The sequence below is a fragment of the Mycetohabitans sp. B8 genome (assembly GCF_021991875.1).
Classification (GTDB): Bacteria; Pseudomonadota; Gammaproteobacteria; order Burkholderiales; family Burkholderiaceae; genus Mycetohabitans.
This window is the reverse complement of record NZ_JAHLKR010000008.1, coordinates 123,075-138,226: the sequence shown is the minus strand read 5'-3', so window position 1 is coordinate 138,226 and position 15,152 is coordinate 123,075. Positions and strand designations below refer to the sequence as shown.

Sequence of the window (15,152 nt, the reverse complement as noted above, 5' to 3'; positions counted from 1 at the left end):
TGAAACGGCGTGCGCACGCACTCGTAGCAGTTGGCCAAGATGGGCGTGCGCAGCCGCCTGCCAACCAATTTTCAACACGCGCAGCAAATCGGCTACAATATCGCGTTCCGGGAAGCGTGGCCGAGTGGTTTAAGGCACTGGTCTTGAAAACCAGCGACGGGCAACCGTCCGTGAGTTCGAATCTCACCGCTTCCGCCAACATCCCTCTCAAATCCTTGATTTAAAAGGCTTTCAAAGAAAGCCGAATGCTTGTTTTAACTTGGCTTGTGCAAGCAGACCGCCCCCTCCAACCCCAATCAGCCTAAGCGATGCGACATCCGGCCCGGCCCTAAGATTCGGCCGTGCGACAGGCTAAAAAACTGGCTTTGCGAGCTGGTTAAAAGCGGTCGAACCTTCGACCAAGCTTGCAAATGATTTTTATTTGTATAGGGATGCAACGGCAATTTCAACGCTTAGAGCGATGTTATGAACTCGACGCTTAGAGCGATGCTATGAACTTCTGGGAATGCTGTTACGTTTGGCAAGGGCCGATCATGTTTGACGTACTGGCATTCTTTTTTGCGTTACGATGCTGCAACGCAACGCGATTTGGTTCGTAGTGCGGTATATCGTCTTTCCGACTGTTTACTGCTTACCTTTGGCATTGCTTACGATAAGACCTACATAGCAGCGGTAACAGTACAACATTCGTACCATAACAGTCCGATAATGCGTTGCCGCAACTATACTGTAATCGTTCTTGACTGCGGGAATGTAAGATACGACAACGGAGTTGACCTTCCATACATGCCGGAAACGGCACGCGTTTTGAATGCGGTTGCGTTCACGACCCACCTCGCGAACGCGCCGACGGGTGGCTTGCGCGATCTAGAAATCTACAGCATCGGCGCATGCTACGCATTCAGCCCGGCATTGGCATGGGGTCTGTGGACGTATACGCAGTTCCAGCCGATCAGCGACGGTTCGTCGAACCTGGACAACTTCGAGATCGGCGACAAATACGGGGCCACCAGCGCGATGTATACCCAGTTTGGATTACACATACTCGAAGCTCGGCGGCAACTTTGACGGTAAGTGGCACCCGATCAACGGTGTATTCGACTACGCGTTGTCCTAACACACAGATGTAAACCTGCTCGCGATCTGCCAGAAGGCGTCCGGCAATAACACAGTCGCTGGCCAGCGGGTGTCGGTCAACGCGGAAGCCGGCTCGAGCACGAGCTACTTTGGCACCTGCGCGAGCGCAAACAACCCGTTCGCCGTGCGCGGGTATCCGTCATAAGTTCTGGTCAACACCGCGACCGCGCTATGTGCGATAGGCCGCACGAAACCGGCTTGCATTGGGCCTGCGGCGCGATGTAAGTTGGCCTCGTGCAGCACACCGGTGCCGATCGTCAGCCGACCGGCACTTCCCCCTCGCCCGGCGCCTTGCCGGGCTGGTCATGCGGCGCCTGCTTGCGGCCGCTGTCGTGACGCTCTGGCATCCTGCTTTTTTCGTTGTCGCTATGACGCGCGGGTGTGGGATGTTTCGTCGGCACATCGGTTTCCATCATGGCTTCTCCCAATTCCGGAACGGCATGCACCGTCCACCATGTACCTATCCCCCTTAGCAAGCGCCGCTCCCACCGACAGAAACGCGCCACCGCGCATGTGCGCGCAGATGACAGGAGCGCAGACCACAATGCCCAAGGTAGCCTCAGTCCAAAGTGTCCTCAGTCCAAGGTGTCCTCATGCTCACATCGCGCCACACGGTCTGCCGCTCTAGGGCAGTCTCTTCTTCCTCCCGGCCCATCGCCTCGATGGTGTCGGCATGCAAGACGAGGGTTGCTCGGCACACCGACCAAGCCAATGCAAGCCCGGTCGAGACAACCGATCTGCAATAGAGGCTGCGCTCAGTGGTTGTAGTGTCCCTTGCAGCGGACGCGCGCTGACGTGGGTTGGATTCGACGGTGTATCGCACCAACGGTGATGACAACCGCCCCGACAAGGCAACCCTTGAAGCAGACGCTGTCATGCGCCAGTTCAGCGCGATGCGTCCGGCTGCCGGCGTGGCCATGACCCGCCTGCGCCGGCTTCACTCCCTAGCAGGACTCGTGCAGGCTGTGTACCGGGCGGCATCGTCAACGTCTGTCCAGACCGCGATCGCGGGCCCGCCGCGCGTGGCCACCGTGCGCCGCTTCAGTGCTCGGGCCAACCGCGCCGTGGCGATCACCGCGCCGATCGCTAGTGCATCGCCACATAGTCCCGCGACGAACGGCATCCGGTGCGGGCCGCTGACCCGCAGCGCCGTATCGATGACGATCGATATGAACGCGCCGGCCACGAAGCACGGCATCCCTTGCTGTCCGACGTTGACGACGTCCCGCATCCGGCTGGCCAGTGCGCGAAGCCAGCCGCGCTGGACCACGACGGCCACGAGCCACGCCAACGCGGCAAAGCTGACGACTCGCAACGGCGCAAGGTTCTGTTTCATGATGCCCGGCATCGGCTGCGTTTGCAGCACCAGCTTAGAGAACGCAAAGCCGAGCGCAGTGCCAATGGCGATCCGCGTCAATTCGCGAGCTGTGCACGATGCATAAAATGCTGGAGGCACGGGATGCAGCCGTGCCAGCATCCCGCAAACAAACATAAATTGCCACGCGAACGGATTAAATCCCCAGCCGCCCCCTCTGGCGCTGGGCAGCAGCGGCCCCAGCACTGGCGCGAGCAGCCATACCCCCAGGCTACCGAATAACGTGACAATGGGTGCACGGCGTGCGTAGGGCGCCGCAACGCCGGCGCCGAGTGCAAAGAACACGTACATCGGCAGCACGGCGGACAAGTATGGCTGGTGCCGAAACAATGCGATGTCACGCATCATCGACCACGGCTGCGCCGCGAACAACGGCCATTCGCTCTCGGCGAGCATCGGCGTGCGCAAGCGCAGCGCGGCGATTATCGCTCCCGAGGCAAGCATCAACACCGCGGTCAGCCAATAGGCGCGATAGATTTGCATGCCGCGCGACAGGAAGCGCATAGTCGCGGCCCGCCCGCCGCGGTTCGCTTCGATCGCCGCATAGGCAGCCGCTGACGCATAGCCGCCCAAAAACACGAATACCTCCGCGGCATCACAAAACGCGTAGTTATGCAACATGAACTTGGCAAGCGAGCTGCCGTAGATGTGATCGAGCGCGATCACAATCAGTACCACGCCCCGAAGGAAATCGACCTCGATCGAGCGTCGTATAGGCGTCATCATTCACCGCTCCTGCATTGCCGTCACCAACCGCCGTGCTCCATTGCCCAATTCACGTCGTGGAGTCGGATCGGCGGAAAAGATTCCAGAAAAATTTCGGATCGCGCAGGAACACTGCGTTTAATGGAACAATCGTGCGGGTTGGCCACCGATACAGCAAGGTTCTCCGCCCACTCCAGCAGGATCGCATCAGAGGAGAACGCCAATCGTCGGCGTCACCCGCGTGCGCGGACTAACCGACATGGCAAGCTACGATTGGATCGGTAATGACGGCCGTTCTCGCGACTATTTTGTCGCCCTATACGGCAATAAGCCCTTCAACGTGGAGCGTGACAGCGATGCCTATTCATTTGGGCAATGCCATGGAATGATCATCGTCGCGCTGACGATGGTGGGCTACCTGGCCGCGGTCACGCAAAGCCCGATTATCGCCTTTGTGATCGTCATCGAGATGATCAATGGCCATGCGCTCGTGATCTCGTTGATGGCCACCGCGTTGATCGCGGCACGGGTGTCCCGATTCTTCGCGCCACCGCTGTACGATGCGCTATCCACGCGTTTTGGGCACGCAACGCCGCCACACACGGCGCGCTGAGAACGCACCGCGCGCCGGCGGATACGCGCACCCGCAATGAACGCGCGGGCCGCGTGCGGCGCGATGCACGAGCTGTGGCGATCAAAGCTGCGGAATCTCGATCTTGACCTCGAGCACCTCGAGGTCATCCTGCCGCTCGAGATGAACCCTGATGTCGTCGTTCGATATTTTTACGTACTTCGAGATTACCGCGACGAGCTCGCGTTGCAGCGCCGGCAAATAGTCGGCTGGCGCCCGTCCGGCCGCACGCTCATGCGCGATGATCAGTTGCAAGCGCTCCTTCGCAACCGACGCGGACTTGCGTTTCTCGCCAAGCAGAAAAGAAAGAATTGACATTTCCCCCCCTTACTTGCTGCCGAACAGACGTTGCAACAAGCCCGGCTTTTGATAATCAATGTACCGCAACGGCTTTTGCTCCCCAAGGAAACGTGCGATCACGTCCCTGTATGACTCGGCCACGTCGGTCCCGTCCAAATGCACTGCCGGCACGCCTTGGTTCGACGCATGCAGCACCGACTCGGATTCCGGGATCACGCCGATCAACGGGACCCGCAAAATCTCCTGGATGTCGTCCAGCGACAGCATCTCGCCTTCGCTGACACGCTTTGGGTTATAACGCGTGATCAGCAGGTGTTCCTTGACCGGTTGTTTACCCTCGATCGCGCGGCGCGTCTTGGACGCCAGGATGCCGAGGATGCGGTCCGAATCCCGAACCGATGATACCTCGGGATTCGTGACGATCAGCGCTTCATCCGCGAAGTGCATCGCCATCAACGCACCGGACTCGATACCGGCCGGCGAGTCGCAGACGATGGACTCGAAGCCCATTTCGATCAAGTCGTTGATGACCTTCTCGACGCCCTCCAGCGTTAACGCATCCTTGTCGCGCGTCTGCGATGCGGGCAGGATGTACAAATGCTCGCACTTCTTGTCCTTGATCAACGCCTGGTGCAGGTTCGCTTCACCCTGGATCACGTTGATCAGGTCATACACGACACGACGTTCACAGCCCATGATGAGATCGAGATTACGCAGGCCAACGTCGAAATCGATGACGGCCGTCTTGTGCCCGCGTAACGCGAGTCCGGCCGCAAAGCTTGCGCTTGTCGTCGTCTTACCGACCCCGCCCTTGCCCGAAGTCACCACAATGATTTTTGCCATACCGTTACCTTGTATTCGTCAATGTGCTCCGCCACTGTCGATGCGGATCGCTTCCTGTCTTGCAATACGGATTGCCGCTACGTCAACCGCAGCGGCTCGATGATCAACTTCTCGTGCGCCAGCCGAATCTGGACCGACTTGCCAAGCACATCGGGCCCGAGTGGCGTCTCGGTGGTCCGGTAGATACCGGCGATCGAGATCAGTTCCGGCTCCAGGCACGTGCAAAAGATCCGCGCGCCGTGGTTGCCATGCACGCCCGCCAGTGCCCGTCCGCGCAGCGGCGCATAGATGTGGATGTTGCCTTCGGCAATCACTTCCGCCCCGTAGCTAACCAGGCCCAGCACGACGAGGTCGCCCTTTGCGTAGACTTGCTGCCCCGAACGCAGCGGCTTATCGATCACCAGCGCCGCGCTGCTGCCGCCCCGCTCGATGTCGGCTGCGGCATCGCCCTGTGGCTTGGCCATCATGTCGCACGATGTGGACGGCGACACCGTCGATGCGGCCTGTGGCGGCGCCCCGGCTGCGGGCTCGTCGCTGCGTGCCACACGCCGTTCACGTGACTCAACAAACGGCAGTGGATCGAGTTGTGCCCACGGCCGTTGTGCGTCGTTCGCGACGATGCCGGCCGGATGCATGCGAAATGCCTTCAGCATCTCGGCCACTTCTGCGACCGGCACGCGTTGGCCCACCGGCAAGCGCCGCAGGTCGATTGCCACCACATCGTTAGCGAAAAAATCCGGTGTCGCGTCGAAGCGACGACGCAGCTCAGCGCGCATCTCGGCCAGATCAGTTGTCTTCACGACGAACAGGAGCGTGTCCAGCGTGCCGCTGCGCAGCTCAAAAAAGGGCGATTTCTTGGCCAACATAGGAAATTGCAAAAATTTGCCTTATTTTACAGGTCTGCGGGCTACGCCGCGAAAGATTGGCCGCATTGCCCTAAAGGATGGCGTGACGGAGGATGGCGTGACGGCTCGTGGCTTCACTTGCTGTAAAGGCATGAGGCTTGCTTTACGAGGACGGTGATCATTCAATGGGAGCGATCCAATGGACTCGACAGACAAAAACCCGCCCCAGCCCGAGCAACGGCGCCAGGCAGCCGAAAGCCCGTTGAAAAAGCCAGAGACTGAAACGGCGCGCGCGCAAGTGAGCGATATCGAGCGCGCGTCGAGCGGAAAAGAAGCCGGATTGGGCAATCTGCAACCCACGTCGTCGTCGCCCGGTGCAACGTCACGCGAGCCCCGCGCAGGCATCGACGGCCCCGCGGACCCCGTGCTGTCGGCTCATCCACGCGGCACCGACCTGCGCAACAACGATGCGACCGATAACACGGTGGACACCGACGGCAAGAACGCGGAGGCGAAGAAGACCGGCCCAAACATCCAGGCCATTGTGTCGCAGGCCACGCTGGACAACGCTGTCCCCACGCCGGCCCGTGGGCTGGGTGGCTTCGACAGCCGCGTCGGCGGCGAATTGCCGCTCATTGCGCTGCGCGACAACTACGAGCTTGTGGACCATGGCGTTGTCACACCCATCGAATCGCCACACCCGGCCTTCGAGTCGACGATGACTGACCGGGCGTCGCTTGCCAGCGCAGCCGCAGCGCGCGGCGAATCGTACGCCGCGCATCGGCTTCGGCCCGAGCGCTTGATTGAAATACGTCTGCGCGGCGGCGCAAAGCACTGACGACAGTCCAACTCGAGCAGGAACGGCGCTTGCAACGCTACACAGCATACCGGCCTGCGATCAGGTCGGGCAATCAAACAGGAGCAATCTATGAACAAAGACCAAATCAAAGGCGCAACCCAACAGGTCAAGGGGAAAGCAAACGAGGTCGCCGGGAAAGTGACTGGAAACAAGGCCCACGAACTCAAAGGGGATGTTCAGCAGGCCGTCGGCAAGACACAGCGGACGTGGGGCGATGCGAAGGAACAGGTAAAGAAAGGTTCGTGAGTTGCGCATGTCTATCCGCGCCCTTTGGCCGTCGCTTGCCAAGGGGCGCGGCATGTCAAATTTCAGAATCTAGGCGGTCCGGGAGTGCGTGCTGGACCGCTATGTAGGGCTACAAAGCGCTGATTAAGTTTTTCCTGCTCTCGTCATAGCATCACTGGCGACGAAGACATTGCACGATAAATGGGATGCGCTTACCCGTATACAAAGGATGACGTTATGCGTGCGGCTACGAGGCAGCAAGGTGCGGCCGCTGGGTTACGCACGCTGGCGGCGGCTGCTTAATCCACCTTAAGCCTTGCCGTATGTCGTTTGTGAACGACACGTTAGTATGCCGCTTACGTTGCAAAGCCTGTGCGGCGTGCTCATCCGTTGGGGGCATGACGCCAGGCGATCGAACGGGCGTGACGGGAGAATGCGGGAGAACAGCTGATTGCGCCCAATACTGTGTACATTAGGCAACGACGCGCGCAGCCGCACTGGAGGCGAAGCGGTGCTCGGCCATCGTGATGCGCGCTCGGCGCAACGCAAAAAAAAGCCGCGTGGGGGCGGCTCTATTCGGCTAAAAGCCTTATCTGTGGCGGAAAGGGAGGGATTCGAACCCTCGATACGGGAGAACCGTATACCGGATTTCGAGTCCGGCGCATTCGACCACTCTGCCACCTTTCCTGGAGGTTTAATCTTCGCCGATTGGGTCGCTGCTCAGCGAAGTCAAGGATTATAGACAATCCGTCGAGCAATTCCAAGCGGATTTTACGCGCCAGGCTTTTACACCTATCCACTCACGCACCGGGCTCCAGCCGCACAACACCGCCCATGTAGGGGCGCAACGCCGCCGGAATCGTGACCGATCCGTCAGCGTTCTGGCCGTTCTCCAGCATCGCCACCAGCGTGCGGCCGACCGCCAGCCCGGAACCGTTCAACGTATGGACCCATTCGGGCTTGCCTTGTGCATTGCGGAACCGCGCCTGCATGCGGCGCGCCTGGAACGCCTCGGTGTTCGAGCACGACGAAATCTCGCGATAGGCGCACTGCGCCGGCAGCCACACCTCGAGATCGTACGTCTTTGCCGCCGAGAACCCCATATCGCCGGTACACAGCGTAATCACGCGGTATGGCAACTCCAGCCGCTGCAGGATCGTTTCGGCATGCCCCACCATGTCCTCCAGCGCCTGGTATGAGCTGTCCGGCGACGTGATCTGCACCATCTCGACCTTGTCGAACTGATGCTGCCGGATCATGCCGCGCGTATCGCGCCCGTACGCGCCGGCCTCGGACCGAAAGCACGGCGAATGCGCGGTCAGCCGGATCGGCAATCGATCCGCGTCAACGATGCTGTCGCGCACCGTGTTGGTCAACGAGATTTCCGACGTCGAGATCAAGTATTGCGTGATCTTATTGTCGCCGCTCCCCTTCTCGACGCGGAACATGTCGTCGGCGAATTTGGGCAACTGGCCGGTGCCGTACAAGATCTCCGGGTTCACGATGTAGGGGGTATAGCACTCGGTATAACCATGCGTCTGCGTGTGCGTATCGAGCATGAACTGCGCGAGCGCACGATGCAAGCGCGCCGCCTGGCCGCGCAGCAATGTGAAACGCGCGCCGGCCAGCTTTGCGCCGACCTCAAAATCGACGCCCAGCGGCACACCGATATCCACGTGATCCTTTACCGCAAAATCAAACGTGCGCGGCGTGCCCCAGCGCCGCACCTCGACGTTGCCTGCCTCGTCCGCGCCGACCGGCACGGACTCGTGCGGCAGATTCGGGATGCCAAGCACCAGTTCGGATAATTTCGCCTGAACCTCATCCAGTTGCAACGCCGACGCCTTCATCTCGTCGCCAATGCCCGCGACTTGCGCCATCACCGTGGAGGTATCCTCGCCGCGCCCCTTCATCGCACCGATCTGCTTGGACAGGCTGTTGCGGCGCGACTGCAGGTCCTCGGTGTGCGTTTGGAGCCGACGGCGTTCGGATTCGAGCGCCTGAAACGCGGCGACGTCCAGCGTGTAGCCGCGATCGGCCAACCGTTGGGCAACCGCGTCGATGTCCTTGCGGAGCAGCGTGATGTCGAGCATGGGGAGCTTTGCAATACGTTGGATGAACTGCGGATTTTACCTTACCGACAGCACAAAGCGCGGACGTCCAGCGGCCGGGTGGCAGTGTGCCCCTGTGCCGTCGTACCGTCATGCTGCGCTGCTATCATGCCGCAGCGTGCGGCTGCCTGCGGCCGGGCACAGGTTCAACCTCCCCCGTGCTTGTGCTCGCGGCGCCATGCGTGGTCCAGTCCGCGCAGGCGCTCTAGCTTTTCGCCGATCTTCTGCTCCAGTCCGCGGGGCACAGGTGCATACCAGCCGGGCTCGCGCATGCCGTCCGGTAAGTAGGTCTCGCCCGCCGCATAAGCGTCGGGCTCGTCATGCGCGTAGCGGTATGCATGGCCATGGCCGAGCTCCTTCATCAGCGTGGTCGGCGCGTTGCGCAGATGCACTGGCACCGCCCGCGACCTGTCCTGCGAGACGAACCGCCGCGCTGCGTTGTATGCGTTGTAGCCAGCATTCGACTTTGGTGCGACGGCCAAATATAGCACCGCCTGCGCGAGGGCAAGCTCCCCTTCGGGAGTGCCCAGCCGCTCGTACGTTTCCGATGCATCCAGCGCAATGCGCGCGGCGCGGGGATCGGCCAGCCCGATATCCTCCCAGGCCATGCGCACGATGCGGCGCGCGAGGTAACGCGGATCAGCCCCTGCGTCGAGCATCCGGCACAGCCAATACAACGCACCGTCGGGGTGGCTGCCTCGCACCGATTTGTGCAATGCGCTGATTTGGTCGTAGAACGCATCGCCGCCCTTGTCGAAGCGACGTAGATTGTCGGCCAACGCCGAGCCAAGCAGCGTATCGTCGATCGACGTGGTCTTCGCGCGGTGCGCGGCGCGTGCGACGATTTCGACGTTGTTGAGCAACTTGCGACCGTCACCATCGGCAGAGCCAATCAGCGCGTCGCGCGCGCTGTCCGTGATGGTCAACCCGCCGCCCAATTCGGCGAACGCGCGCTCGAGCAATGCGCACTGCTCATCATCGTCCAAGCTCTTGAGGACATAGACCGCCGCGCGGGACAACAAGGCGCTGTTGACCTCGAACGATGGATTCTCGGTCGTGGCGCCGACGAACACGAACAAGCCGGACTCCACGTGCGGCAGAAAGGCGTCCTGCTGACTCTTGTTGAAGCGGTGGACTTCGTCGACAAACACCAATGTCTGCCGCCCGCGCGCGCGATGAGCCTGCGCCAGATCGACCGCCTCGCGGATATCCTTGACGCCGCAGAGCACGGCGGACAGCGCAATGAATTCGGCGTGGAATGCGGCAGCCATCAAGCGCGCCAACGTCGTCTTGCCCACGCCCGGCGGCCCCCACAGAATCATCGAATGCGGCTCGCCGGACTCGAACGCCACCCGCAACGGCTTGTTTTCGCCAAGCAGGTGGCGCTGACCGATAACGTCATCGATCGTCTTCGGGCGCAGCCGTTCCGCCAGCGGGATGGCGGTGCGGGTATCTTCGAACATGGGATTACCGGATCACTTCGCAACGTCGTGCATGCATTATGACAGCCGCCGATGCGCTCGTGCGGGCACGCCCGCCGCAAGCCGCCTCATAGCGGACGCAACAATCGCCGCGCTCATGCGCGTCGGCACACGACATTCGACCCGTTGATCAATGACACGATGTCAGCGTGTCGCGCGCCACCGCGAATCCGCCCGGCACCGGTCAGCCATTGATCACGTCGGCGCCCTTGGGCACCGCGAACTTGAATGTATGGGTGGGCAGCACCGGATTCTTGTGGATGTTCGAGAACGTGAGCAGCGTCACATTGCCGAACACGTCATGCAACTCCATCGCCTCGAGGTTACCATCGCGAAAACCAATGACGACGCGCTCGAACTGCGTATCCTTTGATTTCGGAACCAGCTCGAGCCAGTCGATGCCTTGTTTGACGCCTGCATCGCGCAGCGTGAAGTTCTTTTCCAGGTCGTTGCTGCCGAACAGGATGGCGGCCGGGCTGGCGCCCAGTGCGCCATTGAGTGCCCGCACAGTCACCTGATTCAAGTCCTTGTCCCAGACATACAGCTTGTCGCCGTCGGATTGCAGCAGCTGCTCATACGGTTTCTGATACGCCCACACGAACCGACCCGGCCGCGCAAACTGGAATGTGCCGCTCGACGTGGCCATTGAGGTGCGTGTCGCCTGGCCCTGCGCCTGCGACGCACTGCCAACGGCCGCCTTGATCTGGCGCTGGACGAACGTACCCTCGGCCGAACGCACCTGTGCCACGAACGCCTTCAATTGCGCCGTGCCACTGGCCTGCGCGCACGGCACAGCGGCCAAGGCAATCCATGCGCCTGTCGCCGCGACCCGCATGGCGCGAAAAAGCGATCCCATCATCCAAGCGTTTCCTGTGTTGATTTCATACACGTGGCGCACCCGGCACAGTCGATGGCTCCACCCGAGCGACGACCCTGGCGCCCTTGCCCTCGCACCGCCCGAGGCGCTCAGTCGTCGCCGCTGCGTGCCGGCACCAGTATTTCGCGATTGCCGTTGGACGCCATCGTCGAGACCAGCCCCGACTGCTCCATCTGCTCGAGCAGCCGCGCGGCGCGGTTGTAGCCGATACGCAAGTGACGCTGCACCAGCGAGATCGACGCGCGGCGCTGCTTGAGCACGACTTCGACAGCCTGGTCATACAATGGATCGGACTCACCATCCGCGTTGCCGGTTCCCGCGCCACCTGCTTCGTCGCCTTCACCAGCCAGGCCCCCTTCCAGAATGCCGTCGATGTAGTTCGGCTCGCCCTGCTCCTTGAGCTTCTCGACGACACGGTGAACCTCGTCGTCGGACACGAACGCGCCATGGACGCGGACCGGCAGGCCAGTGCCCGGCGGCAAGTACAACATGTCGCCTTGGCCGAGCAGCGACTCGGCACCCATCTGGTCGAGGATCGTGCGGGAATCGATCTTGGACGATACCTGAAACGCAATGCGCGTGGGCACGTTCGCCTTAATCAACCCGGTGATCACATCGACCGATGGCCGCTGCGTCGCGAGCACGAGGTGGATGCCGGCCGCCCGCGCTTTCTGTGCGATACGCGCGATGAGCTCCTCCACCTTCTTGCCGACGACCATCATCAAGTCGGCCAACTCGTCGATGATCACCACGATGAACGGCAGCTTCTCGAGCGGCTCCGGTGCATCAGGCGTCAGGCTAAACGGATTCGGAATCTTCTCGTCGCGCTTGGCTGCATCGTCGATCTTGCTGTTGTAGCCAGCCAGGTTGCGCACACCGAGCTTGCTCATCAACTTGTAGCGCCGTTCCATCTCGCCGACTGCCCAGTTCAGCGCGTGACCGGCCTGCCGCATATCGGTGACGACTGGACACAGCAGATGTGGGATACCCTCGTAGACCGACAACTCAAGCATCTTCGGGTCGATCATGATGAGGCGGACCTGCTCCGCGCTGGCCTTGTACAGCAGCGACAGGATCATCGCGTTGATGCCGACAGACTTCCCCGAGCCGGTCGTGCCGGCTACCAGCAGGTGCGGCATCTTGGCCAAGTCCGCACACACCGGATTGCCCCCGATATCCTTGCCCAGCCCCATCGTCAGCAGCGACGGCGCGCTCGCATAGACCTCGGAGCCCAGGATTTCCGTCAGCCGCACCGTCTGGCGGCGCTGGTTCGGCAACTCCAGGCCCATGTAGTTCTTGCCGGGAATCGTCTCGACCACGCGGATCGACACGAGCGACAGCGAACGCGCGAGGTCCTTCGCGAGGTTGACGACCTGGCTGCCTTTGACCCCGGTCGCTGGCTCGATTTCGTAGCGGGTGACCACCGGACCGGGATAGGCGGCCACCACGCTGACCTCGACACCGAAGTCCTTCAGCTTCTTTTCGATCAGTCGTGACGTAAATTCGAGCGTGTCGGCCGATACGGTTTCCCGCGTGGCCGGCGGCGCGTCGAGCAGTGCCAGCGGCGGCAACGTGCCGTCGCCCGACAGGTCCTGAAACAGCGGCACCTGCTTTTCCTTTTCGACGCGCTCGGACTTGGTCGGCGTCACCACGGCCGGCACGATCGTCACCGGCTCGTGCTCCTCGAGCCGCACCCGACTGCGCTCGACCTTGCCCTCGCGCTTGACCGCCGCTTGCTGGCCAGCCTTGCGGTCGCGCTTCTCGTCGCGCCGCAACTGCGCAAGCATGACCGCGTTGATGATCGCATCGCCGACGCGCTCGGCCACCGACAGCCACGAAAAGCGGAAAAACAACGACAGGCCGATCGCCAGCGCGAGCAGCAACGCCAGCGTGCCGCCGGTAAACCCGAGCGCGTGCTGCACGCCGTGGGCCACCATATCGCCGACGATGCCGCCAGGCGCCCGGGGCAACTGAGCCTTGAGCGACCACATCCGCAATGCCTCGAGGCCGTCGCTGGCCACGAGCACGAGCGCGAACGACAGCATCTCGGCCAACCAGCCGCCTTCGCGCGGCGCAGTCGGCTCGTCCAGCGCGTCGTGACGCGTGATGCGCCGATAATTGTCGGCGATACGCCGCCCCAGCAGCACGATCCACCAATAGGCGGACAAGCCGAACAGTAGCAACAGAATGTCGGATGTCCACGCACCGACACGGCCACCCCAGTTCGCGATTTGGTCCACCTGCACAGCATGCGTCCAGCTCGGGTCGCGCCGGCTGTAGCTGACCAACGCCATCAGCAGAAACAGGCCGAGCGCGACCTGCAGCAGCCAGCGGATCTCGCTCAGCAAACGCGACAGACGATGCGGTAAAGCTTGTGCCCCGGGAGAATACGTGGATTTCACCATTGAATCGACAAGAGGGCGGCACGCGGCCGCCGGAGTTCGAGCGCCTTCATTGTAAACGGTCGGACCGGCGCGCCACGCAACAAGTTGTAAGACCCGTGTTGCAAGCGCGCACCAGCGCGCCGAGTGAAGCGCCCAAGCGTCGCTGAACGTCGGGGCATCGCACCGATGGGTGGCAAGGTATCACGCCGATGAGTCGCGAGGTATTACGCCGATGGGCATCGAGGCTATCACCCTCATACAAAAGAGCAATCAGGCCGATGCCGGCCAGCCCCTTTATAATATGAACCCGACATCCCCTACGCATTGCCGCGCGGTGCGGCTGTGCGCACCGCCGTCCTACAAGGATTGACCGCCATGTCCGAACGCAAGCACGCGAAAGTCCTGATTCTCGGCTCCGGCCCGGCCGGCTACAGCGCCGCCGTCTACGCGGCGCGGGCCAATCTGTCGCCGATGCTGATCACCGGCCTCGCACAAGGCGGGCAGTTGATGACGACCACCGACGTCGAGAACTGGCCCGGCGACCCGAACGGCGTACAGGGTCCGGAACTGATGCAACGGCTGCTCGACCACGCGCAGCGCTTCAATACTGAGATCGTATTCGATCACATCCACACCGCGAAGCTTGACGAGCGGCCGCTGCGGCTGATCGGCGACTCCGGCGAGTACACGTGCGATGCGCTGATCATCGCGACTGGCGCGTCGGCTCAATACCTGGGCCTGCCGTCGGAGCAGCAGTTCATGGGCAAGGGCGTGTCCGCATGCGCGACCTGCGACGGTTTCTTCTACCGGAATCAGGACGTCGCGGTGGTCGGCGGCGGCAACACCGCCGTCGAGGAAGCGCTGTACCTGTCGGGCATCGCAAAGAAGGTCACGGTGATCCACCGTCGCGATAAGTTCCGCGCCGAGCCGATCCTGATCGATCGGTTGCTCGCGAAGGAACAAGAAGGCATTGTCCAGATCAAGTGGAACCACGTGCTCGATGAAGTCCTCGGCGACGATTCGGGCGTGACCGGCCTGCGCATCAAGCATACGGAGACTGGCGAGGCCACCGAGCTGTCGGTGCACGGCCTGTTCGTGGCGATCGGCCACAAGCCGAATACCGACATCTTCGAGGGCCAATTGGAGATGCGCAACGGCTACATCATCACAAACGCCGGCCTGAACGGCAATGCGACCGCCACGTCGATCGCCGGCGTGTTCGCCGCGGGCGACGTGCAGGACCACATCTATCGGCAGGCGATCACTAGCGCAGGCACCGGATGCATGGCCGCGCTGGACGCACAGCGTTATTTGGAAAGCATCCATGAGACGACCGCGCCACACGTGATGAGCCACGAAGCGGAACGCTGAGCGTCGCG

Annotated in this window: 13 protein-coding genes, 2 tRNA genes and 1 pseudogene; 6 read left to right on the top strand and 10 right to left on the bottom strand. The window is 61.8% G+C overall.

Features of this window, described 5'->3' with window-relative positions; translation table 11 throughout:
* The first annotated feature begins 110 nt into the window (after window positions 1-110).
* Both KQH60_RS03140 and KQH60_RS03135 read left to right on the top strand, forming a co-directional pair.
* Window positions 111-198, top strand: a tRNA-Ser gene (locus KQH60_RS03140).
* Between the two features lie 609 nt (window positions 199-807).
* A complete protein-coding gene (locus KQH60_RS03135) occupies window positions 808-1,068 on the top strand; it encodes a hypothetical protein (protein WP_237575120.1) in 261 nt (86 codons plus the stop codon).
* Window positions 1,069-1,394: 326 nt separating this feature from the next.
* Here the strand turns inward: KQH60_RS03135 and KQH60_RS03130 are convergent, their stop codons facing one another.
* Entirely contained in the window at window positions 1,395-1,553 is a 159-nt protein-coding gene (locus tag KQH60_RS03130; RefSeq protein ID WP_237575316.1) for a hypothetical protein, read from the bottom strand.
* 521 nt (window positions 1,554-2,074) lie between these two features.
* Window positions 2,075-3,238: an OpgC domain-containing protein gene (locus KQH60_RS03125; protein ID WP_237575119.1), complete on the bottom strand. Its 1,164-nt coding sequence runs from the start codon at window positions 3,236-3,238 to the stop codon at window positions 2,075-2,077.
* 367 nt (window positions 3,239-3,605) lie between these two features.
* On the opposite strand from KQH60_RS03125, the pseudogene KQH60_RS03120 reads away from it, so the two are divergent.
* Window positions 3,606-3,830, top strand: a pseudogene (locus KQH60_RS03120) (chloride channel protein); the annotation flags it as partial.
* An 81-nt stretch (window positions 3,831-3,911) separates the two neighbouring features.
* Here the strand turns inward: KQH60_RS03120 and minE are convergent.
* From minE to minC, 3 genes are all read right to left on the bottom strand, one after another.
* On the bottom strand, window positions 3,912-4,166 hold the full coding sequence (gene minE, locus KQH60_RS03115) for a cell division topological specificity factor MinE (RefSeq protein WP_237575118.1): 255 nt from the start codon (window positions 4,164-4,166) through the stop codon (window positions 3,912-3,914).
* A gap of 9 nt (window positions 4,167-4,175) precedes the next feature.
* Window positions 4,176-4,991, bottom strand: a complete 816-nt coding sequence (minD, locus tag KQH60_RS03110; protein ID WP_237575117.1) for a septum site-determining protein MinD — start codon at window positions 4,989-4,991, stop codon at window positions 4,176-4,178.
* Between the two features lie 77 nt (window positions 4,992-5,068).
* A complete protein-coding gene (minC, locus tag KQH60_RS03105; RefSeq protein ID WP_237575116.1) occupies window positions 5,069-5,857 on the bottom strand; it encodes a septum site-determining protein MinC in 789 nt (262 codons plus the stop codon).
* Between the two features lie 178 nt (window positions 5,858-6,035).
* Between minC and KQH60_RS03100 the strand changes: the two genes are divergently transcribed.
* Both KQH60_RS03100 and KQH60_RS03095 read left to right on the top strand, forming a co-directional pair.
* The gene (locus KQH60_RS03100; protein ID WP_237575115.1) at window positions 6,036-6,674 is read left to right on the top strand and encodes a DUF3005 domain-containing protein; all 639 of its coding nucleotides are present in this window, start codon (window positions 6,036-6,038) and stop codon (window positions 6,672-6,674) included.
* Between the two features lie 90 nt (window positions 6,675-6,764).
* Window positions 6,765-6,941, top strand: coding sequence for a CsbD family protein (locus KQH60_RS03095; RefSeq protein WP_076785315.1), 177 nt, complete (start codon window positions 6,765-6,767; stop codon window positions 6,939-6,941).
* A gap of 575 nt (window positions 6,942-7,516) precedes the next feature.
* On the opposite strand, the gene KQH60_RS03090 is transcribed toward KQH60_RS03095, so the two are convergent.
* From KQH60_RS03090 to KQH60_RS03070, 5 genes are all read right to left on the bottom strand, one after another.
* Window positions 7,517-7,607, bottom strand: a tRNA-Ser gene (locus KQH60_RS03090).
* Between the two features lie 113 nt (window positions 7,608-7,720).
* Window positions 7,721-9,013, bottom strand: a complete 1,293-nt coding sequence (gene serS / locus KQH60_RS03085; RefSeq protein WP_237575114.1) for a serine--tRNA ligase — start codon at window positions 9,011-9,013, stop codon at window positions 7,721-7,723.
* 164 nt (window positions 9,014-9,177) lie between these two features.
* Window positions 9,178-10,494 carry a replication-associated recombination protein A gene (locus KQH60_RS03080; RefSeq protein WP_237575113.1) on the bottom strand — a complete coding sequence of 439 codons (1,317 nt, stop codon included), beginning with the start codon at window positions 10,492-10,494 and terminating at the stop codon, window positions 9,178-9,180.
* Between the two features lie 202 nt (window positions 10,495-10,696).
* Window positions 10,697-11,371, bottom strand: a complete 675-nt coding sequence (lolA, locus tag KQH60_RS03075) for an outer membrane lipoprotein chaperone LolA (protein WP_255779019.1) — start codon at window positions 11,369-11,371, stop codon at window positions 10,697-10,699.
* Window positions 11,372-11,478: 107 nt separating this feature from the next.
* A complete protein-coding gene (locus KQH60_RS03070) occupies window positions 11,479-13,794 on the bottom strand; it encodes a DNA translocase FtsK (RefSeq protein ID WP_237575112.1) in 2,316 nt (771 codons plus the stop codon).
* Between the two features lie 354 nt (window positions 13,795-14,148).
* Here KQH60_RS03070 and trxB point away from each other — a divergent pair, with 354 nt between their 5' ends.
* On the top strand, window positions 14,149-15,144 hold the full coding sequence (gene trxB, locus KQH60_RS03065) for a thioredoxin-disulfide reductase (protein ID WP_237575111.1): 996 nt from the start codon (window positions 14,149-14,151) through the stop codon (window positions 15,142-15,144).
* The last annotated feature ends 8 nt before the right edge of the window (window positions 15,145-15,152 follow it).